Origin of the sequence: Roseibium album, from assembly GCF_965233825.1 — a bacterium.
GTDB lineage: Bacteria > Pseudomonadota > Alphaproteobacteria > Rhizobiales > Stappiaceae > Roseibium > Roseibium album.
Genome location: NZ_OZ247583.1, coordinates 5,349,014 through 5,372,404 on the forward strand (window position 1 = coordinate 5,349,014; position 23,391 = coordinate 5,372,404).

At 56.5% G+C, this 23,391-nt stretch carries 22 protein-coding genes; 7 read left to right on the plus strand and 15 right to left on the minus strand.

Features of this window, described 5'->3' with window-relative positions; genetic code table 11:
• Positions 1-11: 11 nt before the first annotated feature.
• The 4 genes from ACO6TI_RS24615 to ACO6TI_RS24630 form a co-directional block, all read right to left on the minus strand.
• On the minus strand, positions 12-1,580 hold the full coding sequence (locus ACO6TI_RS24615; RefSeq protein ID WP_422383560.1) for a DUF427 domain-containing protein: 1,569 nt from the start codon (positions 1,578-1,580) through the stop codon (positions 12-14).
• 84 nt (positions 1,581-1,664) lie between these two features.
• Positions 1,665-2,306, minus strand: coding sequence for a GDSL-type esterase/lipase family protein (locus tag ACO6TI_RS24620; protein WP_055116399.1), 642 nt, complete (start codon positions 2,304-2,306; stop codon positions 1,665-1,667).
• 136 nt (positions 2,307-2,442) lie between these two features.
• Entirely contained in the window at positions 2,443-3,867 is a 1,425-nt protein-coding gene (locus ACO6TI_RS24625; protein ID WP_104702082.1) for an aldehyde dehydrogenase family protein, read from the minus strand.
• The gene (locus ACO6TI_RS24630) at positions 3,864-4,859 is read right to left on the minus strand and encodes an NAD(P)-dependent oxidoreductase (protein ID WP_422383561.1); all 996 of its coding nucleotides are present in this window, start codon (positions 4,857-4,859) and stop codon (positions 3,864-3,866) included. Before ACO6TI_RS24630 ends, ACO6TI_RS24625 begins: the two co-directional genes overlap by 4 nt.
• A gap of 117 nt (positions 4,860-4,976) precedes the next feature.
• Between ACO6TI_RS24630 and ACO6TI_RS24635 the strand changes: the two genes are divergently transcribed.
• The gene (locus tag ACO6TI_RS24635; RefSeq protein ID WP_108873868.1) at positions 4,977-5,861 is read left to right on the plus strand and encodes a LysR substrate-binding domain-containing protein; all 885 of its coding nucleotides are present in this window, start codon (positions 4,977-4,979) and stop codon (positions 5,859-5,861) included.
• 21 nt (positions 5,862-5,882) lie between these two features.
• Here ACO6TI_RS24635 and ttcA read toward each other — a convergent pair whose 3' ends face one another.
• The 4 genes from ttcA to ACO6TI_RS24655 all read right to left on the minus strand — a co-directional run bounded on the left by ttcA (position 5,883) and on the right by ACO6TI_RS24655 (position 10,313).
• Positions 5,883-6,824: a tRNA 2-thiocytidine(32) synthetase TtcA gene (ttcA, locus tag ACO6TI_RS24640; RefSeq protein WP_104702085.1), complete on the minus strand. Its 942-nt coding sequence runs from the start codon at positions 6,822-6,824 to the stop codon at positions 5,883-5,885.
• A gap of 552 nt (positions 6,825-7,376) precedes the next feature.
• Complete coding sequence (locus ACO6TI_RS24645; RefSeq protein ID WP_158510385.1) at positions 7,377-7,550, minus strand: hypothetical protein; 174 nt, start codon at positions 7,548-7,550, stop codon at positions 7,377-7,379.
• Between the two features lie 554 nt (positions 7,551-8,104).
• Positions 8,105-10,000 carry a S8 family peptidase gene (locus tag ACO6TI_RS24650; protein WP_422383562.1) on the minus strand — a complete coding sequence of 632 codons (1,896 nt, stop codon included), beginning with the start codon at positions 9,998-10,000 and terminating at the stop codon, positions 8,105-8,107.
• Between the two features lie 40 nt (positions 10,001-10,040).
• Entirely contained in the window at positions 10,041-10,313 is a 273-nt protein-coding gene (locus ACO6TI_RS24655; protein ID WP_055116409.1) for a hypothetical protein, read from the minus strand.
• A gap of 355 nt (positions 10,314-10,668) precedes the next feature.
• On the opposite strand from ACO6TI_RS24655, the gene ACO6TI_RS24660 reads away from it, so the two are divergent.
• The gene (locus tag ACO6TI_RS24660) at positions 10,669-11,157 is read left to right on the plus strand and encodes a LysM peptidoglycan-binding domain-containing protein (RefSeq protein ID WP_422383563.1); all 489 of its coding nucleotides are present in this window, start codon (positions 10,669-10,671) and stop codon (positions 11,155-11,157) included.
• Positions 11,158-11,215: 58 nt separating this feature from the next.
• On the opposite strand, the gene ACO6TI_RS24665 is transcribed toward ACO6TI_RS24660, so the two are convergent.
• Complete coding sequence (locus ACO6TI_RS24665; RefSeq protein WP_422383564.1) at positions 11,216-11,926, minus strand: glutathione S-transferase family protein; 711 nt, start codon at positions 11,924-11,926, stop codon at positions 11,216-11,218.
• A 127-nt stretch (positions 11,927-12,053) separates the two neighbouring features.
• Here ACO6TI_RS24665 and sigZ point away from each other — a divergent pair, with 127 nt between their 5' ends.
• Together sigZ and ACO6TI_RS24675 are read left to right on the plus strand one after the other, a co-directional pair.
• Positions 12,054-12,644: an RNA polymerase sigma factor SigZ gene (sigZ, locus tag ACO6TI_RS24670; RefSeq protein WP_422383565.1), complete on the plus strand. Its 591-nt coding sequence runs from the start codon at positions 12,054-12,056 to the stop codon at positions 12,642-12,644.
• Between the two features lie 37 nt (positions 12,645-12,681).
• Entirely contained in the window at positions 12,682-13,434 is a 753-nt protein-coding gene (locus ACO6TI_RS24675) for a VOC family protein (protein WP_422383566.1), read from the plus strand.
• 21 nt (positions 13,435-13,455) lie between these two features.
• Here the strand turns inward: ACO6TI_RS24675 and ACO6TI_RS24680 are convergent, their stop codons facing one another.
• Positions 13,456-13,833, minus strand: coding sequence for a hypothetical protein (locus tag ACO6TI_RS24680; RefSeq protein ID WP_197000334.1), 378 nt, complete (start codon positions 13,831-13,833; stop codon positions 13,456-13,458).
• Between the two features lie 303 nt (positions 13,834-14,136).
• Between ACO6TI_RS24680 and ACO6TI_RS24685 the strand changes: the two genes are divergently transcribed.
• The gene (locus ACO6TI_RS24685; RefSeq protein WP_422383567.1) at positions 14,137-14,490 is read left to right on the plus strand and encodes a hypothetical protein; all 354 of its coding nucleotides are present in this window, start codon (positions 14,137-14,139) and stop codon (positions 14,488-14,490) included.
• Between the two features lie 94 nt (positions 14,491-14,584).
• Here the strand turns inward: ACO6TI_RS24685 and rpsD are convergent, their stop codons facing one another.
• On the minus strand, positions 14,585-15,202 hold the full coding sequence (rpsD, locus tag ACO6TI_RS24690) for a 30S ribosomal protein S4 (RefSeq protein ID WP_055116414.1): 618 nt from the start codon (positions 15,200-15,202) through the stop codon (positions 14,585-14,587).
• A 634-nt stretch (positions 15,203-15,836) separates the two neighbouring features.
• On the opposite strand from rpsD, the gene ACO6TI_RS24695 reads away from it, so the two are divergent.
• On the plus strand, positions 15,837-17,636 hold the full coding sequence (locus ACO6TI_RS24695) for an EAL domain-containing protein (RefSeq protein ID WP_196876895.1): 1,800 nt from the start codon (positions 15,837-15,839) through the stop codon (positions 17,634-17,636).
• Here the strand turns inward: ACO6TI_RS24695 and murI are convergent.
• From murI to ACO6TI_RS24710, 3 genes are read right to left on the minus strand one after another with little or no spacing between them, the layout of a single operon-like run.
• Positions 17,633-18,439, minus strand: a complete 807-nt coding sequence (murI, locus tag ACO6TI_RS24700) for a glutamate racemase (protein WP_422383568.1) — start codon at positions 18,437-18,439, stop codon at positions 17,633-17,635. The genes ACO6TI_RS24695 and murI overlap by 4 nt on opposite strands.
• Before the next feature lie 10 nt (positions 18,440-18,449).
• The gene (locus ACO6TI_RS24705) at positions 18,450-19,262 is read right to left on the minus strand and encodes an RNA methyltransferase (RefSeq protein ID WP_422383569.1); all 813 of its coding nucleotides are present in this window, start codon (positions 19,260-19,262) and stop codon (positions 18,450-18,452) included.
• Between the two features lie 54 nt (positions 19,263-19,316).
• Positions 19,317-20,198 (minus strand): LysR family transcriptional regulator, encoded by an 882-nt coding sequence (locus ACO6TI_RS24710; protein WP_104702094.1) that lies wholly within the window; start codon positions 20,196-20,198, stop codon positions 19,317-19,319.
• 92 nt (positions 20,199-20,290) lie between these two features.
• On the opposite strand from ACO6TI_RS24710, the gene ACO6TI_RS24715 reads away from it, so the two are divergent.
• Entirely contained in the window at positions 20,291-21,370 is a 1,080-nt protein-coding gene (locus tag ACO6TI_RS24715; protein ID WP_422383570.1) for an L-dopachrome tautomerase-related protein, read from the plus strand.
• Positions 21,371-21,437: 67 nt separating this feature from the next.
• On the opposite strand, the gene ACO6TI_RS24720 is transcribed toward ACO6TI_RS24715, so the two are convergent.
• Positions 21,438-22,610 carry an adenylate/guanylate cyclase domain-containing protein gene (locus ACO6TI_RS24720; RefSeq protein ID WP_108873857.1) on the minus strand — a complete coding sequence of 391 codons (1,173 nt, stop codon included), beginning with the start codon at positions 22,608-22,610 and terminating at the stop codon, positions 21,438-21,440.
• Between the last annotated feature and the right edge of the window lie 781 nt (positions 22,611-23,391).

Here is a 23,391-nt window from a genome sequence, read left to right on the forward strand (position 1 = left end):
CTTGCCAGCGCTTATTGACGCTCGGTCGTTTCCGGAGTGATTGCGAACGCTTCGATCGGTTCCGATACATTGCGCAGACTTAAACTGCCGAGACTCTCCGCGGGAAAATCGGTAACCTTTGCCACCTCTTCGGAGACGACAATTGATTTGCCGTTGATCTTGCCGTGGTCGCCCAGACGGGCGGCAACGTTGGCGGCACTGCCGATCACCGTAAAATCCAGCCTCTCCTTAGAGCCGACATTGCCGTAGGTCACGTCGCCGTAAGCAACGCCGATCGCGCAGGAGAGCGACGTGTCCTCCATTTCCGGGTCAGGCTCCGCCAGCGCAGCGACAATTTCCTCCGCGCTCGCAACCGCCTGACTGCAGGCCTGCGCATGCCCTGCACTGGCAGGGAATATGGCGAGCACCGCATCACCGATAAATTTCAGGACTTCACCATCGTGAGCATTGACGATATCGGTCGAAGTTTCAAAGAAGCGGTTGAGCACGGCGACATACCTGTCCCGCCCGAGTTCGGTTTCCAGCCGCGTTGAATGGCGCAGATCGCAAAACAGGATCGCCGCATCGATGACATCCCCGTCACCGCGACGGATTTCGCCGCCCAGGACACGTGCGCCGGTGCGCTTGCCAAGATAGGTCTCCAGCAGCGTCGTTGCGTTGGAGGTCAGCGCGAAAACCTCAAACAATCGGCTGATCAGCGCGGAGCATTCGAATATCAGGCCGAGATTGGCCGTGGTAAACCCGTTGGGGTGATCGGAGGCCAGCGTCAATACGTTAATGCGTCCGTCGGAAAAGGGCAGCGGCATCGCTACATAGTCGGTGACACCCTGCTCCTTCAGATCTTCCATGATCGGGAAATTGAACTCATCCGGATTGGTATCGAGTTTCTGCCGCACACCTCCCAGTCCGTCGGCAACATGCTGGAATGGGCTTTCCTTGAAGATCGGGCTTTCCAGGATTTCATAAGAGGGGTAGCGGCTGGTTACCTCGTCTTCGTCCCGGAGCCAGAGGCAGTTCTGTCCGGCAATCATCGGATGAAGGGACCAGATGAGAATGCTCATCCGGCTGACCGCAATGCCGTCTTCAACCAGCTTGCTGCCCAGAGCGGCCAAAAGCTCTTCGGGAGATTTTGCCAACCAGGCTTCCCGAAGCAGCCAGTCGACGACCGGTCCGGATATATTGCCGGCGGGAAGATCATCGATCGCGGCGCCCTGGTGCTCGATCCGCGTCGCGACCCCCGGCATGAAAGCAAAGCACCCATCAACGGCCTGCCCTTCCGGCAAGGCCTTGGGATAATGCCAGGCGCCGTTTTCCGACAGGTCTTCGCCAAGGCGAACATGGCTATAGGAAGCCGTCCCCTTGAACGGGCAGAAGGTTTTGTGCGCCGGAGCCGGTTCAAGTTCGGCCAGAATGTCTTCTACTGGAAAATAGACCACAGGGGAGAGCCGGGTCTCGTACATGACACGCGCTCTCGTTGAACGTGCAATCATCTGGTCGCCCCGCCAGGCGATCACTTCGCCCGACAGTGGCTCCACCACGATCCCGTAGTCGTTCGAGGTCTGTTGTACGCGCACGGTCATGGCGAAGAGATAGGTAAACGGACGGCAACTGTCCAGCCGATTGACATCGATGCCGGATCGAAAGGCTTTCGGCGGTTGAAGGGCCTATTCGGAAAACCAGCCGTCCCAAGCCTCCCAGTTATTCACAAGATTGGCAATCATCGCATACCCGGTTCCGTCGCAGTGCATCCGGTCGCCCCGGGTCAGACTGCTCATGTAATCCCGATTGGCCAGCAGCGGCGCCTGAAGATCGAAATAGGGAACATTCAGTTTTTCGGCACATGTCTTGAACCGTTCGTTCAGTGCTGTGGCGGCATCTTGCGAAAACGAAATCTCCAGCCCCTCACTCGGTTTCATGGGCGAACAAGCCTCGTTTGCCGGAGGCAGACCGACCCACAGGACCGGATAGAGATCTGAAACTTCCTTCAAGAAGGCTTCCGCTTCTTCCACCGTTTCATCTTCCTCGATCTGACGGCCTTCCCCGGTCACAACACCAATATCGTTTATGCCGAACTGGACGACGACCCGGTTGTCGGCAGTCTCGGGAAAGCGGGCTTCACATTCTGCTTTCCAGCGGGCGCGAACCTCCGCCGTCGTTTCTCCGCGGATGCCGAGATCATAGAAGGACAATCGGTAGTCCCAGGAAAACCGTCGCTCGCACAGGCGGCCGGTCCATCCAAGACAGCGTTCATCCCCTGTTCCATTGATGTAGCTGTCGCCGACGAAGCAGATGCGAAGATCCCGCATGAAGTTCTCCCAGAATTCATTCGGTCTAACCTCACCTGATATGAGCGGCAGGTCCAGTCTGCGTGCAAAATTATTGTGTTAGCGCGGCTTTAAAATTTCTGGCAGCATATCTCCTGCAACGCATTCGTTACTCATTTCATCCTGTGATGGACTTCAGTTCGAGGAAGTCCTCCAGGCCGAATTCGCCATATTCGCGTCCATTGCCAGATTGCTTGTATCCGCCGAAGGGAACATCCCAGTCCGGAGCTGCCCCGTTGATGTAAACACTGCCCGCGCGCAGTTTCCGGGAGACGCGTTTGGCACGCTCGGGACTTCCGGTCTGAATGTAGGCAGCCAGGCCGTAAGGTGTGTCGTTGGCCATTTCAATGGCCTCATCTTCCGTTTCGAACGGGATCATCACCAGCACTGGTCCGAAGATTTCATTGCGAGCCACGGACATCTGGTTGGTGACATCCGCAAAGACCGTCGGCTTGACGAAGTAACCCTTTTCAAATCCCGCCGGCCTGCCGGGTCCTCCGGCCACAAGACGCGCACCGTCGGCGATGCCTCGTTCGATATGCCCCTGGATACGCTCATATTGCAGGTTGCTGATCACCGGGCCGATATGATCTCCCTCCTCGGCCGGATCGCCGACCGTGGTTTCCGCTGCAATCCGCTCCGCTGCTGTAACCGCGCCCTCATAAGCACTCCTTTCGACCAGCAGCCGGGTCGGTGCATCGCAGGATTGGCCGGAATTGGAAAAGCAGCTTTCCAGAGAAAACCGGATCGCCGTTTCAAGATCCGCATCGGCAAAGAGCAGGTTGGGTGACTTGCCTCCAAGTTCCAGCGCCACTCGCTTGACAGTCGCAGCCGCGTTCTGCGTCACCGCAACACCCGCCCGCGTCGACCCGGTAAAGGACATCATGTCAATGCCTGGATGAGCGGACATCGCCGCACCGACGCCCGGGCCATCACCATTGACCAGATTGAAAACACCCGCGGGGCATCCCGCCTCGTGCAGTATCTCGGCAAAGAGCAACGCTGAAAGAGGAGCGATCTCGCTCGGTTTCAGCACCATGGTGCATCCGGCGGCAAGCGCAGGTGCGACCTTTGCGGCAACCTGGTTGATCGGCCAGTTCCATGGGGTGATCAGACCGCAAACCCCGATAGGCTCGTGCCGGAGCAGACTTCCTCCGCGCGGACTCGGACGCTCGAATTCATGCGTTTTCAATGCTTCAAGTGTCGCCTGCAGATGGCCGGTTCCCGAGGGGGTCTGCTGTTCCCTTGCGAAATCGACTGGCGCGCCCATTTCCAACCGGATGGCTTCGTCCATCTCATCCGAACGGCGTTCGTAGATTTCGATGATCCGCTCCAGCAACGTGGCCCGCTCGTCGACACACGTTTCCGACCACGAGCGAAACGCAGCTGTCGCCGCGTCGACTGCCCTGTCCACATCGGCGGCACTTCCAAGAGAAATGACTGCGACGGGTTCCTCCGTCGCCGGATTGATCACCTGGTGGTCCCGCGCTTCCACCGGATCGACCCAATGTCCGCCGATATGGAATTTCCGTTTTTCGATCATCGGCCTGTCGCTTCCCGAATCCCCGGCACGATGGCGTCATCGCGCTTCGGAACGACTTCATATCCGGCTTCTTCCGGTTCGTCGTCAGACATTTCCGGCGGGAAACCGGGAGCACGGACAAGCAGACCGGTCGCTTCCTCCAGCCTTCGGATAATGTTTGGAGACAGCTCACGCGGACCGTAGCGCCCGATGGCGTCCGCAAACAGCTTGTTGAGTAAGGGCGACAGTTCCAGCGGAACGTCATGCGCTTCGGCGAGTGACTGGAACAGGCCGATGTCCTTGGCGACCAGATCCATCGTGAAGGATATGTCGCGCGAACCGTTGAGGATCACCTGGCTTTCGGTTTCATGGACGAAGGAATTCCCCGACGAAATGCGGATCGCCTCGTAGGAAGTGTTGAGATCCATACCCGCAGCCTTGCAGGTAACCAGCGCCTCGGCGAGCGAAACCAGGTTTGCTGTCGCAAGATAGTTGGTCACCACTTTCAAGACAGAAGCGGAGCCGATTTCCCCGGTGTGCAATACGCGGCGCCCGAGAACCGTCAGCAGTGGCAGGGCCTTTTCGAACGTAGCGCGGGTGCAGCCGGCAAAAATGGAGATGTTGCCGGTTGCCGCGCGATGACAACCGCCCGATACCGGGCATTCGATCGCCTCGCCGCCCCGCGCGATGACAAGCTCGGCCAGCCGCCGCGTTTCGTTTGAATCGGTGGTCGACATTTCAGCCCAGATCTTGCCGGGACCCATGCCTTCCAGGATCCCGTCGTGTCCCTCGACCACGGCCGAACAGGCCGCCGGGCTGGGCAGGCAGGTTATGACGATGTCACAGACCTGCGTCAATTGCCTAGGGCTCTGGCCACGATTGGCACCTGAGGCCACGAAATGGTCCATCAAACCCGGATCGAGATCCAGAACTGTCAGGTCGTAGCCGTTGCGCAGGATGCTGCCCGCCAGTTTTCCGCCGACATTTCCAAGACCGATGAATCCGATATGCATCGCAAGCTCCTCCCGAGACGCGAATTGTTTCACTCACATCACTTTGCGCCTCACTGAAAGAGAAGAGAAACGATATAATAAGTGGACATTACGTGATTTTTTTTATTAATTGGAGCAATGCAAGCTCTACCCAACCTGCTCTGGCTCAGAAGCTTCGAAGCCTCCAGCCGATTGGGCAGCTTCACCGCTGCCGGCAACGAGCTCGGACTGACCCAGGCAGCCGTCAGCAATCACATCAGCGCACTCGAACAACAACTTGGCCATCAGCTCTTTGAACGAACCACGCGCAAGGTGGATCTGACAGCAAGCGGGCGTGCCTATCTGCCCGCCGTCAGAAAGGCGCTCCAGGACCTGGCTGTCTCGACGGAGGGACTGTTCGGCAACCGCAGCTCAGGATCGGTCACAATCCGCGCACCGATCTCCGAAGGGACGTTGATCATTGGCCCCGCCCTCGCCGATTTTCAGCGGGAGCATCCGGGGGTCAATGTCAGGCTGCTCTCTGCTATCTGGGCCGACACGGTTTTGGAAACAGGGATCGATATCGAAATCCGGCTTGGGTCGGGCAACTGGCCTGGCGTTCGCAGCGAATCTCTCGGATCGGAGTTCATTGTGCCGGTGTGCCATCCCACTCTCGCGAAGAGACTCAAGAAGCCGAAAGACCTGACCGACGTTGCCCGTATTCACACGCTCGGTTTTGACGACCATTGGGCAAGGTATTTTGAAGCGCTCGGTCTCGATACACCACGCCTGTCCACCAGCATCACTGTTGACACTTCCCTAGCGGCAGTGGAATGGGCATCCTCGCAAGGCGGCGTTGCCTTGCTGCTCGAGCGTGTTGCCTCGAGGCTGGTTTCAAATGGACGCCTGACCATCCCGTTTGAGACGAAAATTCCATCCGCCCAGACACACTTTCTTCTGCACCGGGAAACTTCGGGGCCTCAGAAACCGGCGGCACAGACGGTTGAGGTGTGGCTGAGACAGCTGTTTGCGACCCCCGAATAGCGTTTTGAAGGCGAACCAGTCTCATTCCGCCGCGAACAGCTTCGCCGTCATCGCAAGGCTGGCGCCGCAGGGTTCCTCTGCCTCCCCGCCAGGGTCTTCTGCCGCGCTTTCCGCAGGCCGCAGGTTGGCGAAGTCGTAAAGTGACCTGTCCAGGAGATGAGAAGGTCTCGTATGGCCGAGAGCACGTGCCATGACGCCGAGGCGTCCGGGCGACGCCTTTTCCCAGCCTTGGAGCATGCGCTTGACCTCCTCACGCTGCAGCCCGTCCTGGGAACCGCAGAGATTGCAGGGAATGATCGGAAACTGCATACCACTGGCAAATCGGGCGATGTCACTCTCGGCGCAATAGGCCAGCGGACGCAGCACCAGAAGATCGCCTTCGTCATTGATCAGCTTCGGCGGCATCGACGCCAGACGGCCGCCGTGGAAGAGGTTCATGAAGAAGGTTTCCAGAATGTCTTCCCGGTGATGGCCGAGCACAATCGCCTCACAGCCCTGCTCCCGGGCAATCCGGTAGAGAATTCCCCGGCGTAACCGAGAACATAGCGAACAATAGGTCCGGTGCTCCGGGATCTTGTCGGTGACAATGGAATAGGTGTCCTCGCGCACAATGATGTGCTCGATGCCGTTGTCTTCGAAGAATTTCGGCAGAATGTCGGTCGGAAAACCCGGTTGTGCCTGGTCCAGATTGCAGGCGATCAGTTCAACCGGCAGAAGCCCGCGCCATTTCAGCTCGATCAGGACCGACAGAAGTGTGTAGCTGTCCTTGCCTCCGGACAGACAGACCAGCCATTTCGGCCTGCTTTCAGGCGACGCATCACCGGGCATCATGCCGTAGTCGCCAATCGCCTCGCGAGATTGCCGCAAAAGACGCTTGCGCAGCTTCTTGAATTCGACGCTGGAAGGCGCATTGCGCAGAAGAGCCGGTACGTCCGTATCGGTGCTGTCGGCGATATCGTTCACACAATTAACCCAGTTCAAATTGTCTTCGCATCGACGCGAGGGTTTAAAGGAACCTAAAGGGTTTGAAAAGGTCTGCCGCCGCACCGCGAACGCGCCGCACATCCACCGATCAAACAAATTCGGATGTTTAGCACGGCCACCTGCGGAAACCGGGGCAATACCAAAATCACTCGAAGTTGCCCGCAGCGCCACAATTAAACCAACCACACATCCAATCATGCACCTAATGATATTGCCAGCTTACATAGGTGCGCTCGTTTTATTGATTGCAATATGATCTGCTTTTCGGAAACCGGCACGAACAGATCAAGCGCCCTTATCTGTTGCTTCATATTGATGGAAGGGGCTGGGATCACCACTGGAGTTTCCTGTCCCTGAACTTCGTTGAGCACGAAGATCCGTGGCTTTTTCAACAAGCGCGAAACTTAAATCGCGATCCGGGTACGGATTTCAGATGCGGTTCAGGCTGATCGGCAAGGGGCCACGTCAATCCCCGTCGGTCAACTCAGCCTGCAGCGTGTTGCTGTCTTTGCCGCCCGACAAACACACCAGCTATTTGTGCCTGATTTCGTGTGTCGCACTTTCCGGCAGCATGCCGAAATCTTCAATTGCCTCATGCGCCTGGCACAACAATCGACCAAGCAGTTTCCTGAACTCGACGCTGGAGAATACATTGCGCGGGAGCGCCGGAACATCCCTATCGGTACTGTCGGCAATGTCGTTCACTCGGCGGGTCCGGGTTCGAGAGGTGCTGGTGATTGCCTGCAGCTGAACGGGCCGGAATTGAAAAGACCTGACAGTTTCAGGAGTCCGGTATTTGCTGAAATCTGCACCCCGACGCCTTCCCCTTTTACACGACCAAATTTACTGCCTTTCCGCACGCAAGAATCCAGAAATCGGTAGGAACGTCGCAAACGCTGAATTTCTTGAACTTTGCTGCTCCAGCAAGACTCGTGACATCTTCACTCGTCAGGGTCGCAAAAGAAGCAATTGTTCACCTTTAGTCATCCCGGACCACCATTGGGAGATCCTAGAACCAGCAAACACTGATGTTTCCACTTGATCTATAGCGCTTGTGTTTCGCCGATCCCGTCCAGGCTCCGCCAAACCGGGATGACAATTCACAATCAGTTCCGAGCCCTTTTCACCAGCCCGGAGCGAAGTTCCAATGAGTGGGGGCGAGCAAAAAAATGCATTGCGGCTTGCGGCTTGATCCGTATCTTGCACGGGCGCGGCGCGAGTTTCTGGCTGGACAGGCCACCTCGCGCCGCTCCCTTTGCTCAGACCGCGCGATATCGTTGTGCGACCGTGTCAAATGCGAACCGCGTATCGACTCCCCTGATTTCCGCAATCAGATCGAAATTGTCGCTGCCGGTTGAGGAATAGCCTTCATCGACGTAAAGCTGGCCAAGTCCGTCCGCCGCGATGCTGCCCCACCAGCGATATCGTGAGCCGCCAACCGGGCCGGCAATCTCGATTGCCTGACCGGCAAGCGACGAGATACGGAACATGATCGCCATTTTCGACAAGATCCCGTCCGCATCGGCTCTTACCGGCTGCGCCGATACCAGGGCCTGCTGCAAGGTAAATGTCGAATGAGAGGCGACCAGCTCAGGACTGATATCAATGAGTGCCCTGACTTCGAGCGGCCGCCACCGTTCCACTTCGCGCCGGAAGGCAACAGACCGCCTGTTGCCGCCCACTCCGAACAATGCCCCTGACAAAGCCGGTAAGTCCGGCCGATTCCCGATGCGCTGTGTTGCCGGACGACCCGGAGCATCCTGCTGAGGAGAACCGGTCGTTCTGAGCGCGTTGCGCAACTCATCCGGTGTGAAGACAGGCAGGTTGCGGGCGCGCGCCATGCCTTGAAGACAAGCAAGGGCGCCGGTCACGATCGGTGATGCGCTCGAGGTTCCTGAAAAGGTGTCCGTGTACCACAGGTCCTCGTCACCACCTCCCTGCAGGTCACCGTAGCCGCACGTCGTGACTTCGCGCCCCCACCCCTGGGCATCGACGATCGACCCGTAGTTGGAAAAGCCGAGCCTGGATCTGTCAGGACCGTGGTTGCGCCCGTGTGTGCCGGGAGGAGGTGCACCGGCTCCTACCACAATCGCTCCCGAATCACGATTGGCCCGCCGGAAAGGATTGGTCCATGCTGCCGGAAAACCGAAGCCGGGCGTTTCATAAAGCGCGTCGTCAAGATCTTCGGCCCCGTTCCCGGCCGCTTCCACAATGATGATGCCACGCCTGGAGGCATTCAAAATGGCAGCGAAATCATCCGGCCACCACTCGACCGCGATGTAACCTCGCTGATCAGGCCTCAGCCGGAAATTGTGCCGTGGTCCCGGTCTGTGCATTTCCAGAAGCAGGATATCCCCGGCGTTCAACCGGGCAGCAGCATGATTGATCGCACCCGCCGATCCCAGTGTTCTGTGCGACACCGCCGTACAGATCGCCTCCGGTGAAATGCCTGTCACGCCGAAGGGATTGACGTCACCTCCGTATTCGCCCAGAACCGCCGTCCCGTGGTTACGCCAGCCAACGTCGTTGAATTCCACACCGCCAACAACCCCGCCCTGCCGTTCGATCAGGTCCTCATGGCTGAAGCGCCAGGCGCCTTCGATATCCGTAATATGAATGCCGGTTCCACGTCCGCCAGCCTGGTTCCAGGCCCAGCGCGCATCGATACCCGCAGGTGCGGGATCCAGATAGATCTGCCTTGCGACAAAGTCCGGAGTTGCTGGTGGTGGAACATCCGGCACCGCCACCATCTCATTCAGCGAGGCAACATCGACAGCCTCTTCCGGCAACTCGACCGGGGGTTTCACGAACACCCCGTCAAAAAGATCGTTGTCCAGAAGCTCCTTTTGAAGATCTTCAATATCTGCGTCCGGCGCCGACAGCTTGTAAAAACCGGAGAGGTTTTCCAGAGGAGCCATCGCAAAGGGAGCCTGAGCGGCTACTGCTGCTTCCACCCTTTCTTCCGAAGGGCCGAACAGAGGTGTAGCGATGCAATTGTGCTTCTTCAGGGCTTTTTCAGCCTTTGTGGTTTTTGCCCCGGCAAGCGAGCGCATCGCAACGCCTGCCATGCGCAAACCCACATCGGATTTCGCGACAGCGATGAGTTCCGGCTGACGTGATTGTGGTGCAGTTACTTTCCTGGTCTTCCGGGCCATTGGCTTTCCTCCTGAATAGGAGACGCGCCGACCGGTAATATTATGGAAGCCCGAGTTCCGGCTTCACATCAACGGATAAAACTCCGTCGATTGACTTAACACTCTCAGCAAATTCACCGGCCCGCTCGTCTAAAATGAACGTCACAAAAAAACTGCCGCTCGCATCGGAATTGGGCGTTGCCAGATCAATATTGGAACGCGCGTTAAAATCCCGGCTTTTTGCTGCCAGCACCGAGCCCGTGCTTTCTGACGGATCGCTTTTTTGCAAGTCGGAAAAAAGCAGGGCAGACATGAGGACAACGACTTCAGTCAATGAAGAAACTTTCTGAAATCAACGAACGACAAGCGCTCAAGTCGGCGTCAACTTTGTGGCGGAAGTTCGATCAACAAGGCAGAAAAATGGCAAAAAAATCAAATTCAACCTAAACAACAACCGGAAGATGACGCAGAGGAATATTAGTTTAATCATCTAAACTTTATAAAACGATAGCCAAAACGTCAATAATAGGAATAACTAGAAGGTGTAATAGAAATTCAAATCCGAATTAAACAACGACAGATTGCATAATAAGTTGCAACATTTTTTATCCAGTCAGGACAATGCGGTCTTTAGATAGTCCACCTCGAACTCATATCCGAGGTCGGTCGCGCACAAGAGGACGTTCGCAATGACGATTACACTGGACATACAGCAGCCCCAGCCTTTCGATCTGGTCGGGTCGACAATCATGATCGCCGGAAACGCTGCAGCATTCGAAGGAACATTGAGCATTCGCGTTTCTGAAGGTCACGATGAATACGCTTCCTTTACAAATGTCGGATCCCTTGGATTGAAGCAATTTCAGGCCTCAATAGATATTCCGGACACCAACACATTCCAGCTGAATCGGCTATTCCTGACACTGGCAGACGATTCAGGCAACGAGAACGGTCCATCCGTCGTGATCCCGGTTCTCTTTGGTCCCCGGATCCTGCCAGGTTACGGTGGCTGGCAGCCCTACACGGTCAAGTCCGGCGATACTTTGAGCCAGATTGCGCAACAACAATACGGCAACTCAGACTATCAGCCGATTTTCGAGGCCAACCGGCATATCCTGAGTGATCCGAACGTGATCTTCCCCGGCCAACTGCTTCGCATCCCGCGAAACGACATCTGACCTGCTGTTGCGACAGCAACCCGACCGATCTCTATCGGTCGGGCTTCGTCCGTCCGCGTCAGCCGCAGCAGCCACCGCTCTTCGAATTTGAAGCGTCTGCATCTTCCTCGTTTTCATTCGCTCCCCGTCCGAGCCAGGTTCGCTCCGAGAGGTAGAAATCGGAAAACCTTTCGACGAAATCCTCAGGAACGGACTTTTCTGCGATGCCAGTCTTCAGCAGCGCTGTTTGCCAGGCCTTGACCTTCGGAAAACCTTCCAGCATGTCGTAACCGCTGGCCTTTTCCAAGATTGCCGAACGGTGCAGCAACGGCAGCCAGGCCAGATCGACATTTCCCACAGTGTCGCCGGCGAAATAAGGGCCGTCGCTTAACTGCTTTTCCGCACGATCGAATGATTTGTCGAGTTTCGAAATCCGTTCATTCAACACATTCCGGTCGACGCTCTGCATTGTGCTGCACTGGACCAGATAGTGCTTGGAAGCCTGATAACTCCACGCCCGGTGGATCGCCCGCGTTTCCGGGGAAAGGCCATCCTGCAGCGCTTCGGAGATTTCGTCGATATATTCTACGATTGCATCGGATTCAAAAAGGGGTATCCCCTCCTCCGTAATCAGGAGCGGGACCTGCCCGACCGGCGAAATTTCCAGGAACCAGTCCGGTTTGTTTTTGAGATCTATATATTCAATCTCGTAAGGCATTTCTTTCGCTTCGAGCATGGCAGTGACCCGCTGCACAAAGGGACAGATTTTGAAACTGACAATCTTGATCATGGTGTCGATCCTTTTCTTGAGGTGTTCGACCTGTTAGACGTTGAGAGTGGAAAAAAGACGAAGCTGCTGGGCAAAAAAATTACAACTCATTGGAAAACAACATTAAAATTTGACTTCGGAGATGATCATGACGGCAGTCACGGACCGCGCTGACCCGGAATCCTCCCCGGATTTCAATGCCGTGTGGACCGATTATCGTTCAGTACTTTCCGCATTTCTTCACTCGAGGATTTCAAATCCCTCTGACGCGGAAGAAGTGCTCCAGGAGATCCTTCTCAAGACCCACGGCAGCCTGGGCACACTCAAGGACGGAAGCAGCCTGAAATCCTGGCTGTTCCAGATCGCCAACAACGCCATCATCGATTTTTATCGCATGAAGAAGAACGATCGATCATTGCCGACTGTGGACCTCTGGTACGAAGCCATGGAGGATGACGAACGGCACATTCTTGAAGATTGTGTGGCGCCCTTCATCGACGCGCTGCCCGAAGAGGCGGGACAGCTGCTGCGCAAGATCGAACTGGAAGGTGTTTCCCAGAAGGACACCGCCGAACAGCTCGGGATCAGCTATTCCACTCTCAAGTCCCGCGTTCAAAGCAGCCGTGCCAAGCTTTTGGCATTGTTTCAGAATTGCTGCGACTTTTCACTTGATAGCCGTGGAAACATTGTCGGCTATCAGAGCAAAGCGTCTGTGTGTGGCGATTGCAACTCTGACTGAGACACCGCGTCATCATATTCCAGGAAAACATGATCCCATGCCCCTGCCCCGGATATCTGCCCTGTCCCTCAATGTTTCCGACCCATCAGGTCTTTCCCGGTTCTATTGTGATGTCCTCGGCATGAACTTGCTCGCGAATGCCGGAGGAGCTGTCTCACTTGGATACGCAGGCGAAGACGCTCGACTGGAATTGGTGCGCCGCGACCAGTCCACTCCCTATCAACCGGACCGGAACGACCGCTATTGGAAGATTGCCATCACGCTGCCGGACCTTGACGTTGCATTTGCCCAGCTGCGCAGCACCGGTATCGACCTCACTGAACCGGCGCAGTTTCGCGACATCGCCTATATGAGCCATCTCGCCGACCCTGAAGGTCATGTCATCGAGCTGATCCAGCACACCTTTCACGGAAAACCAAAGACGAAACAAGGCAATGTGGAACTTCCCCTCGGCGGAGGGCCCCGCATTGGACTGATCACTCTGCGGACTGATGACATCGATTCGGAGCTCATGAACTGCCACGACACACTCGGCATGAGGTATCTGTCCCGGCAGGACCTGGCCGATCTTGGATTTTGCCTCTATTTCCTTGCCTATACAGAAGACACACCACCGGACACAGACGTCAATGCTGTCGAAAACCGCGAATGGCTCTGGCAACGCCCCTATACGGTTCTTGAATTCCAGCACCTGTTCACTGGCGAAATTCAGCAAAAGAAAGCCGGAGAACGCGGCGCCTCTTCTGTCCTGATTGATGAACCGGGTGGAGAGAGAAGGGTAATCCGATAAGGGACTGACGCCGAAGGTTTTTTATCTTTCATGCCAGTCAACATAGACGCCGGCAAGATTGCATTTCCTACATAACCCGCCGATATAAACCCATCTGACATCATCAGAACCGTCGTCGTAGACGGCGACGCCAATGTTGAGCAACAATTCCTTTTGGCAACAGCTACACACATTGTGAAAGAGATCTTCCACATACTCACGACTGTCCATTATATCGATCTGCGTTTGACATGTTGGACACTCTGCATAGGCTCCGCCTTGCGTGTCGTCGCTGAAAAGCCGCAGCTCCGATTGGCCGCATTTGCAGCGAATATTTTCGTAGCGGGAAATGGGATAGCCATTTGCTTCGGAATAGCGCAGCATCCTCTTTCTTAGAGCTGCATAATCATCTTTTGTCACGTTCAGAATCCATTTACAAATCGGAATGCAATCAGTGATAGCATGACCGGAAAGTGATTGCTAAGTTCGCAGTTCATGCCTTATGCCAATCCCCCAATCGAGTTTTGCCACGTGACAGATTCATTTTACGATAGAGTAATGAGCGTCGATTGGGCCGGTTACTAAACAGCCTACGGATGAGCTGAGAGAGTCGGTTCGCAGCTTCTGGCCCTAAACTCGGCTAATCACCATGCGGCGATGGATGCGTCGCACGATTTATGGTGTGGACTTTGTCATCAGCATGCATCCGTTTCTTCGGCAGCCATGCCTGCCTATCCGTTTCTCGTCGAGTTTCTGGCCGACGCTTGCGACACGCTAAAAGTCGAAATCCTCGACATACTTCTAGGTTTCGCGATTTGTTCAATGCCCGATGTACCCGTTACAGCTGCAAATGATCTGAAATGGCGAAACGCGCTCCATTCAGCTTTTGTAGACGACATTGCAATCTACAAAGAGCTCGCAAGCAGTGAAAATGGCGAAATAGTTGATTTTGCCGAGCGTATCGTCTCATGCCTGCTTTCGGACAAATTTGAGCAATTTGAAAGCCGGTCCGACATTTTCAGGGAAACACAACCCAAGCGCCGGCGTTCCTTTCTGAAACGTCTTTTGCGCATCTGACCACTTCGTCGAAACGCGCCCGTTGCGAAAATTGCCCAGAAAAAGAAAAGGCCCGCCGAATGGCGGGCCTTCCTTGAACAATATTCGACGCTGATTAGCGCGAATAGAACTCGACAACCAGGTTCGGTTCCATCTGTACCGGATAGGGCACATCGGAAAAACCCGGGATACGGTTGTAGGTCGCGGACATTTTGGAATGATCGGCGTCGACATAGTCCGGCACGTCACGTTCTGCTGACTGGATAGCTTCCAGCACCAGTCCGAGCTGCTTGGACTTTTCGCGAACTTCGATGACATCGCCCGGGCGCAACTGGTAGCTCGGGATGTTCACGCGCTTGCCGTTGACCTTGATGTGGCCGTGGTTGATGAACTGACGGGCCGCAAACACGGTTGGAACGAACTTGGCACGGTAGATAACCGCGTCGAGGCGACGCTCCAGCAGGCCGATCAGGTTTTCGGAAGTATCACCTTTCAGGCGCGATGCTTCGGAATAAACCTTGCGGAACTGCTTTTCGGAGATGTTGCCGTAATAACCCTTCAGCTTCTGCTTGGCGCGGAGCTGAACACCGAAGTCGGACAGTTTGCCCTTGCGGCGCTGGCCATGCTGGCCCGGGCCGTATTCACGCTTGTTGGCCGGGCTCTTCGGACGACCCCAGATGTTTTCGCCCATCCGGCGGTCGATTTTGTACTTAACGCTGTGGCGCTTTGACATCGCGGTTTCCTTTGAATTCGCGTTGTTGTTCTAAAAGGAAACGCGCCCTCCTTTATCGTTGCAGAAGTGATTAAGCTCCTGCTCGGATCGACAGGGACCCAGCTAGACGGCGCCGGCTGAATACCCACGGGTGCGTAGACCCGGAAGGCCTGAGCCTGCCGGATCGCGCGGAGATACAGCGTGCACTTCAGAATGTCAACGCCGGCATCTCCTTTTGCGCCAGCGTCAGCAATAGAAACCGGCCATTTCGGGCAATCGGACGACACAACCAAGTGCCGGACAACTCGTGACCGATCTTATCAGAAACGGGTTTCCGGCAACTCCGCGTGTGTGGCAGTTGCGATTCGGACTGCTGCGCTTTGCTCGGCACCAATCCCATAGCCTAAGTGAAAACACGTAAGAATTGGCAGAAATTCGCCAAATTTGCACGAAATTTGGCGGACTCACCACACGAATTGCTTCAAAAGTTCACATTTGCGGAAAAACAATGCATACATTTAGAAAATGTTAATTGCAGCTTTTCACTATGCAATCCGCGCCACAACTATGGATAATAATACCAGTGGCCATAGTGAGCATTATTCCCATCCATTCAGCATCAAAATGGAAGCCCGACTTGGACTAAGGATCAAGCATGTCATCACAACGCAATTCAGAACCAGAGACTGGCAAGGACAGTGTGAAACCGTTTCCGCGGTCTCGCGACGCCATTCTTGAAGGTCTGGATTACGCGCTTCAGCCGATTACCGACATTGGTACAGGCGTCGTCTATGGTTATGAAGCACAGCTTGATAATGGCGACTGTGAAGACGCACCCACGATTGATGAACTGCTTGATGATGCCTATGCGGAAGGATTCCTGCCCGATCTCGAAGCAAGTCTGTTCGCAAAGGCTCTGAGCCGTTTCGGGAAGCTCCGCACGGCACAGGGAACCAAGCTTTTTTTCAGAATTGACGGACGCGATCTCGGACTGCAGGCGGATCCACGCATGCACCTGACAGAGCTCGTTGCAGCGGCCGGTTTGCAGAACAACCAGGTCTGCATCGAATTTTCCGAACGCAATCAGCACTCCATCGCCGACGCAACGCAGCACGCCATCAGCGATCTGCGCCAGATGGGTTTTCTCGTCGCATTGGACAATTTCGGACGTGGATCGTCGGAGCTGCGCCTGTTGCACGACGTCTCTCCGGACTACGTCAAGATCGGCCGGTTTTTCCTGAACGGCGTCGACAGCGATCCGCGCCGGAACCTGTTCGTCACAACCGTTGCCAATCTTGCGCATGTTCTTGGTGCACGCGTGATTGCTTCAGGGGTGGAGACCGAGCGGGAATTCAAGGCCTGCAGGAATATTGGCTGTGACCTGGTCCAGGGCTCCTTCGTTGCCCGGCCCTTTCACAAGGCGGCGTCGGCAAAGCTGTTCTACGATCATGTCCGGGAGCCGGGCGCCGGACACAAACGGCGCGCGGAACAGGACAGGATTCGGAACGAATTGCTGCAGCTTCCCACCATCGGCTTCGGCGCAACCATGACCGAACTGCTCGACATGGTCGTTCACAACCAGGAAGGAAACGTCATTCCCGTCCTGGACGAAAACCAGGAACCGCGCGGCCTGATCCACGAACGCGATCTGAAGGCGTATCTTTATGCCGGTGGCAAGGATGACGACACCGATACGCGGATCGCACTCGATTTCCCCTTGCGCTCATTCGTACGCGCCTGCCCGATCGCCGACATAGATTCCAACGCCGACATGCTGCTGGTAACCTTTGCCTCCTCGATCAACTCCGATGGCATCATCATAACGGAGAATTTCCGCTACGCCGGTTTCCTTTCAGCCACGTCTCTGCTGAAGATCATTCACGAAAAACGCCTTCAGGAAGCCCAGGACCAGAACCCGCTGACCCGTATGCCGGGCAACGGCGCAATCTCGCGTTATATTTCGGAAACCGCCCGGAAAGGCACACACGACCGTCATCTGTGTTACCTGGACTTCGACAACTTCAAGCCGTTCAACGATACCTACGGCTATCGCCAGGGGGACCGGGCGATTATCCTGTTCAGTGAATTGCTGCAGCGCCATGTCTCCGGGTCCGGAACATTTCACGGGCATATCGGTGGCGACGATTTCTTCGCCGGATTTCAAAACACCGACCAGACGGATGTGGCCACCCGCATGCTCGCCCTCAAACGTGCCTTTCGTGTCGATGTGGAGAGCTTTTACGAAACGGGGCACAGGGAACTGGGTTACATCGAGGCGCAGGACCGCTTCGGAACGACCCGCCAGTTTCCACTGTTGCAATGCTCGATTTCGATCCTGAGCCTGCCAAGAGGCATGGTCATTCACCCCGACACGCTGAACGACGAGATCAGCGAATTGAAACTGGAAGCAAAGCGGGCCGACGACGGAATAGTCGTCAAGAAACTGGCCGCCTAAGCTCCGTTTGCCGCGCTGAGCATCAGGCCGAAACCTGCCAGCAACCGCGAAAGCCCCGGATCATCGGGATTTGATGTGAACAGAGCGCGATCCGGATCACTCGACGGGCTGCTTGCAGCCTTTGCTCCAAGCACACGAACAAGCTGACGCGCGATTGCTTCTGCGGGATCAAGCCAGTCGACCGGCCAGGGCGCGATCCTGCGGAAACGGTTTGCCAGAAACGGATAATGCGTGCAGGCCAGCACGACAATGTCGGTCCGCCGCCCGTCGCGTTCCAGGAAACAACCCGAAATCTCGGTGAGCAGCTCCTCGTTGGAAACAGTCTCGCCGCGCAAATGACGTTCAGAAAGTTCCGCGAGGTTATCCGAACCGACAAGACGCACGTGGCATTGCTTGGCAAAGCTGTCGATCAGGCTCCTGGTATACGTCCTGCGCACGGTTCCAGGTGTTGCCAGCACCGAAATGAGACCTGAAGACGTTCGTTCTGCCGCCGGCTTGATCGCAGGCACTGTGCCGACAAAGGGCACATCCGGGTAGGCTTTGCGAAGCGCATCGCCTGCCAGCGTAAAGGCCGTATTGCAGGCAATGACGATCGCCTTGGGCCGTTGGATGGCGATAAGCTCACCGAAAAGCGACAGCATGCGGTCCCTGAGGTCCGCTTCCGGCCAGCGGCCGATCGGAAAGGCCGCGTCATCGGCGACATAAAGCAGGGTTTCGTAGGGAAGCAGATAGCGCGCTTCGCGCAGCACCGTGAGCCCGCCAAGGCCGGAATCGAAAATCAGAACCGGACCGTTCGAGCCCAAATGCCCTCTCCTACTCTTCGCCGCCGTCAGTGCTGCGCTCCTTGCGCACCCGGGTTTGCCGTTTTTCCAGGGACGCGACAACACCTCGCAACGCCCGGACCTCCTGTTCCGTCAGCTCCGCCTTCTGGAAAATGTTTCGAAGCGTGCGCACCATATGCGGGCGCCGCTCCGGTGGACGAAAAAATGTCGCTTCGTCGAGCGCACCTTCCAGATGCTCGAAAAACCTCAGGAGATCGTCTTTTTTCGCCGGCGGATGTTCATCCTTCGACAGGATGAAAGGCAACGCGCCGGACGTTGCCGTCTTGCGCCATTCGTAGGCGCACACCAGCACAGCCTGGGCAATGTTCAGAGACGCGAAATCGGGGTCAACGGGCAGCGTGACAATCTCGTCGGCCAGCGCAACTTCCTCATTGTTGAGACCCCAACGCTCGCGTCCGAAGAGATAGCCTGTAGCCTGACCCTTTTCTCCGAACTCGACCGATTTCCTTGCAGAATCATCAGGGCCGCGAACGGGTTTCGGCACTTCGCGAGACCGCGCGGTCGTTGCAAAGACGAACTGCAGGTCCGCAATCGCCGCCTCAACGCTGTCAAACACCTGCACCTTGTCGATCACATGGTCTGCCCGGCTTGCCGCAGCACGCGCCTTTTCACTCGGCCAGCCATCGCGCGGGTTGACAATTCGAAGGTCGACCAGACCGAAATTCGCCATTGCCCGCGCTGCGGTTCCGATGTTTTCACCCAGCTGCGGCTCGCACAGGATCACTGCTGGCGGCCGGGCAGTCACCGTCCTGGCTTCGTCCCTGATTTTTGCGTTTTTGCTCATAATGCCGGGGTTTAGCCCGTCTTCCTGAAAATGAAAAGCTGGCCGCGTTCGATTTCAACGCCGGAATGAACGCCTTGCCACATCCCGAAACGCTTTCGTCTTGCGCCCCGCCCGGCTTTCCGGCGCAAAGACAAACCAGACAGGTGCTTCGGGAGAATGAAGGCATCCGGGCAGAATTTCGACCAGGATACCCTTGTCGAGTTCGTCCTTGACGGCCATGCGGGATTTGATCGCAAGACCGAGTCCTTCGACCGCACCGGCTGTCAGCATGTCTGAATTGGAAACGGCAACACTCCGGCCAACCGAAAAGGAACGCTTTCGGCCTCTTGCGTCGTTGACATCGAAACGTGTCTGCCAGGGAAGGCAGACCCAGGGTGCATCTTTGAGGTCCTCCACGGATTTCGGGTCTCCCGAGCTCGACAAAAGATCCGGGGATGCGCAGATGATCCGCTCGTTGTCGCTGAGCTTCTGGGCAACCAGGGAACTGTCATCCAGCTGGCCAACCCTGATTGCGCAATCCTGACCCTCCTCAACCAGCGGCACAAACCGATCGACCGCCAGGAACTCGATTGTGAGATCAGGATGGTGCTCACGAAATTCGCGCATCTCCGGCATGATGAAGCGCGACAGGATCCAGGGCGACATCGTCACACGCAGATGGCCGCGTAAGGATGCAGTTCCACTGCCGACATCGAGTTCCGCCTGTTGCAGGTCCTCCAGAACGGTATCCACGCGCTCCAGGAATACCTGCCCCTCGTCCGTCAGGCGAAACGTGCGGCTGTTGCGGTGAAAGAGGGTCACTTTCAGAACCCGTTCCAGCTTTGCGATCCGGTGACTGGTCGTTGCTGTCGAGATACCGAGATGTCTTGCGGCGGACGTGATGCCACCGGTTTTGGCAACAGAGACAAAGGTCTGCAGATCCGGAATACTGTACATTCGAATTTTTCTAACGCTGCTTTCGAATTTCAGGGAGTTCTGTTCGAAATCTAGAACAACTAAACCCTCCTGATCAACATCCGGAGGACCCCATGAAACGCTTTTTGGCTGCAGTCGGCATCAGCACCGCGCTGGCTTTTCCAGCAACCGCAGACGGACTGGAAACCTATCTCAGCTTTGACAAGTCAATGCCGCCGGGAAACCTGGCGATTGCTCCGGACGGCCGCATGTTCATGTCCGTCCATGAATTCTATGGCCCAGAACTGCGCGTCGTCGAAGTCCTGAAGGATGGGTCGACCCGGCCCTATCCAAATGAAAGCTGGGCACATGCGCCAAAGGAAGACGGCAATGGCCTCAACGGGGTTCTCGGCCTGCGTGCGGACCGTGACGGCATATTATGGATGCTCGACGGCCAGGGCGAGAACCAAACGGGCCGCATCGTCGGCTGGAACACGAAAACTGAACAGCTGCACGCAATCCACTATATCGGTGCACCGGTTTCCCGGCCGACCTCCTTCCTGAACGATCTGGCCGTCGACCGGGATCATGAGGCGATCTACATTTCCGACACCGGAGACGGCGTGAATTCCGCGCTCATCGTCGTCGACCTTCAAACGGGCCGCGCCCGTCGTGTTCTGGAGGGCTCCGAATTCACAACGCCTGAAGACACACCCATGGTGATCGACGGACGTGAAATCCTGCTCGGCGGCAATCCGGCAAAGATCGGCGTGAACCCGATCACGGTCGACCCGACCAATACCTGGGTCTATTTCGCGCCGATGACCGCAAGTGCGATGTACCGGGTCAGGACATCCGATCTTCTCAATGAAGAGTTGGGCGATGAGGACCTTGCCGCGCGCGTCGAACGGTATGGTGACAAGCCGATCTCCGATGGCTCCACGGTCGACACTGGAGGCAATGTTTACATCACGGCTATGACCGACAACGCTATCGGCGTGACCAAGCCGGATGGCAGCTACGAGGTACTGTTCCAGTCCGACGAAGACCTGCCCTGGCCGGACGGGTTCTCGATCGGTGCGGACGGCTATGTCTATGCGACCATCAACGAACTGCACCGCTCGCCGGTATTGAACGGCGGCGAGGACGCCTCGCTCGGGACCTACCGGATTGTCCGTTTCCCAGCCCTGAGCGACGCCGTCAGCGGGCGCTAGAACCGGCCGCTTTCCGAACCTGTAGACCGTCCGGCAAGACACCCATACGTCTTGCCGGGCTCGGCTTTCATGATTTCGGCATCTCCCGGACCGGCACGATCACCTGCGTCCTGTCGAAACCCTTTAGTTCGAAGGACGGCGCTCCGGCCTTTGATAGTCCGGCCAGATCCGCAACCCGCTCAGAGACAACTGTTTGACCATCGACAAGGACCGCAGAGGCGAGCAAGCGCGCGGCAAGGTTCACCGTCGGCCCTATGGCCGTGAAATCCAGCCGGTCGGACGCTCCGATATTGCCGTATTGCAGCGGTCCGATATGGACGGCAGCCCGGAAAGGAGGAACGGTCTCGGAAAAGACCGGCGTCCACGCACCGCCAGAGGCAACGCTGAGCGCCTCCAGGGCACGTTCGCAAGCCGTTTTCTCGTCAACCTCATCGGAAATCGGAAAAATCGCGAGCAGGCCGTCGCCCATGAATTTCAGGATCTCGCCACCACCTTCGACAATCGGCGGTACAAGACAGTCGTAGAAGAGATTGAGACGTGCAAGGACCTCTTCGGCAGACGCATCGTTGGAGAAACGCGTGAACGAGACCAGGTCGGCAAAGACGACGCAGGCGGAAATCTCCTCTATGTCGCCGCGATGCACGCGGCCCGACAGGATCCTGTTGCCGCTGTCCCGGCCCACATAGGCGGACAGGAGGTTGGCGGCGTTGAGACGCAGCATGTAGGTTTCGGCCAGACGGGCGAGTGGCAGGCGGACCTTTTCGAGCGCCGCTATCATCTCTTCGTCAAAGCCGCCATCGGCCTTTGTCGCCCAACTGACCAGATGCGTTTCACCGGTCGTGAAGAAGAGCGGCTGAACGACATAGTCGGTAACGCCTTCCTCGCGGAACTGCTTCAGAATGAGAAAATCATCCGGACTGCCCGGATCGCAGAGTTTTCGCCGCAAGGGCTTGCCCGTTCGCAGAACTGTCGGTAGCGGGTTGTCGTGGTATTCGGCCCCGTCAAAGGCCTTGAGGTCCGCATCGGACTGGTCAACCCCCTCGCCTTTCAGCCATCGGAACCGGCGTCCCTGAAGGTTGGGATGGAGCGTATAGATAAAAAGCGCAAACCGCTCGACGGGTACACCGGCCGCCAGCAACCCTTCACAGATCCCGGAGACGATCTCCCGCGCATCCGCACTCGGCCGCGCACCATCGAGCATCCACAAGAACAGATCTTCGAGTTTTTGTGTGTCTGGCATCGACGGCTCCAGGTGACGCAACCTCCGCGAAACTCATTTAGTCATCCCGGCGCAGCGATGCCAAGGCCGAAAACCGAAACGCGCAGCACCCGCCTCTGGCCGGCGACACCGGTATTTCCCGGACCAAGCATCACTGCACTGCTGTGCCCGAAGGGAAAAGGGTCGGCATTTTTGTCTTCAGTTTGATAAAATAACCTTCACCAAGCTTGTCTTCGCCGCGAAGGCTAGGGTCAACTAAATACGGATTCACCGTTTCAATCCGAAACCCCACGGAATACTGGTTCCCGGCTCGCGCTGCGCTTGGCCGGGATGACAACAATCGCGAGGTCGAAATACTCCAGCAAAAAAACAAGATCCTGTCTTGTCATCCCTGCGCAGGCAGGGGTCCAGTAGACGCAGAACCTCCTTTTCAGACCGAAACCTCACGGGTCACTGGTTCCCGGCTTGCGTTGTGATTGGCCAGGACGACCGGGGAAAAAGCCGTTTCCTTGAGTTCAGGAATGCCCCTGGACCCAATCTTGTCACCCCTGCAAAAGCAGGAATCCAGAAGACATGGACCCTTCGTTTCGAACCAAATCCCGTCGATTTACTGGTTCGCACTGCGCCTGGCCGGGATGACAACCCGGGAAGGAGCCGTTCCCTTGAGTTCAGGAATGCCCCTGGACCCAATCTTGTCACCCCTGCGAAGGCAGGAATCCAGAAGACACCAACCTCAAGGCTCATCAAGGATTTGGCCCGATAAAGGACCGCGTCTAAAAAACACTGTTCCCGGTATGACAAG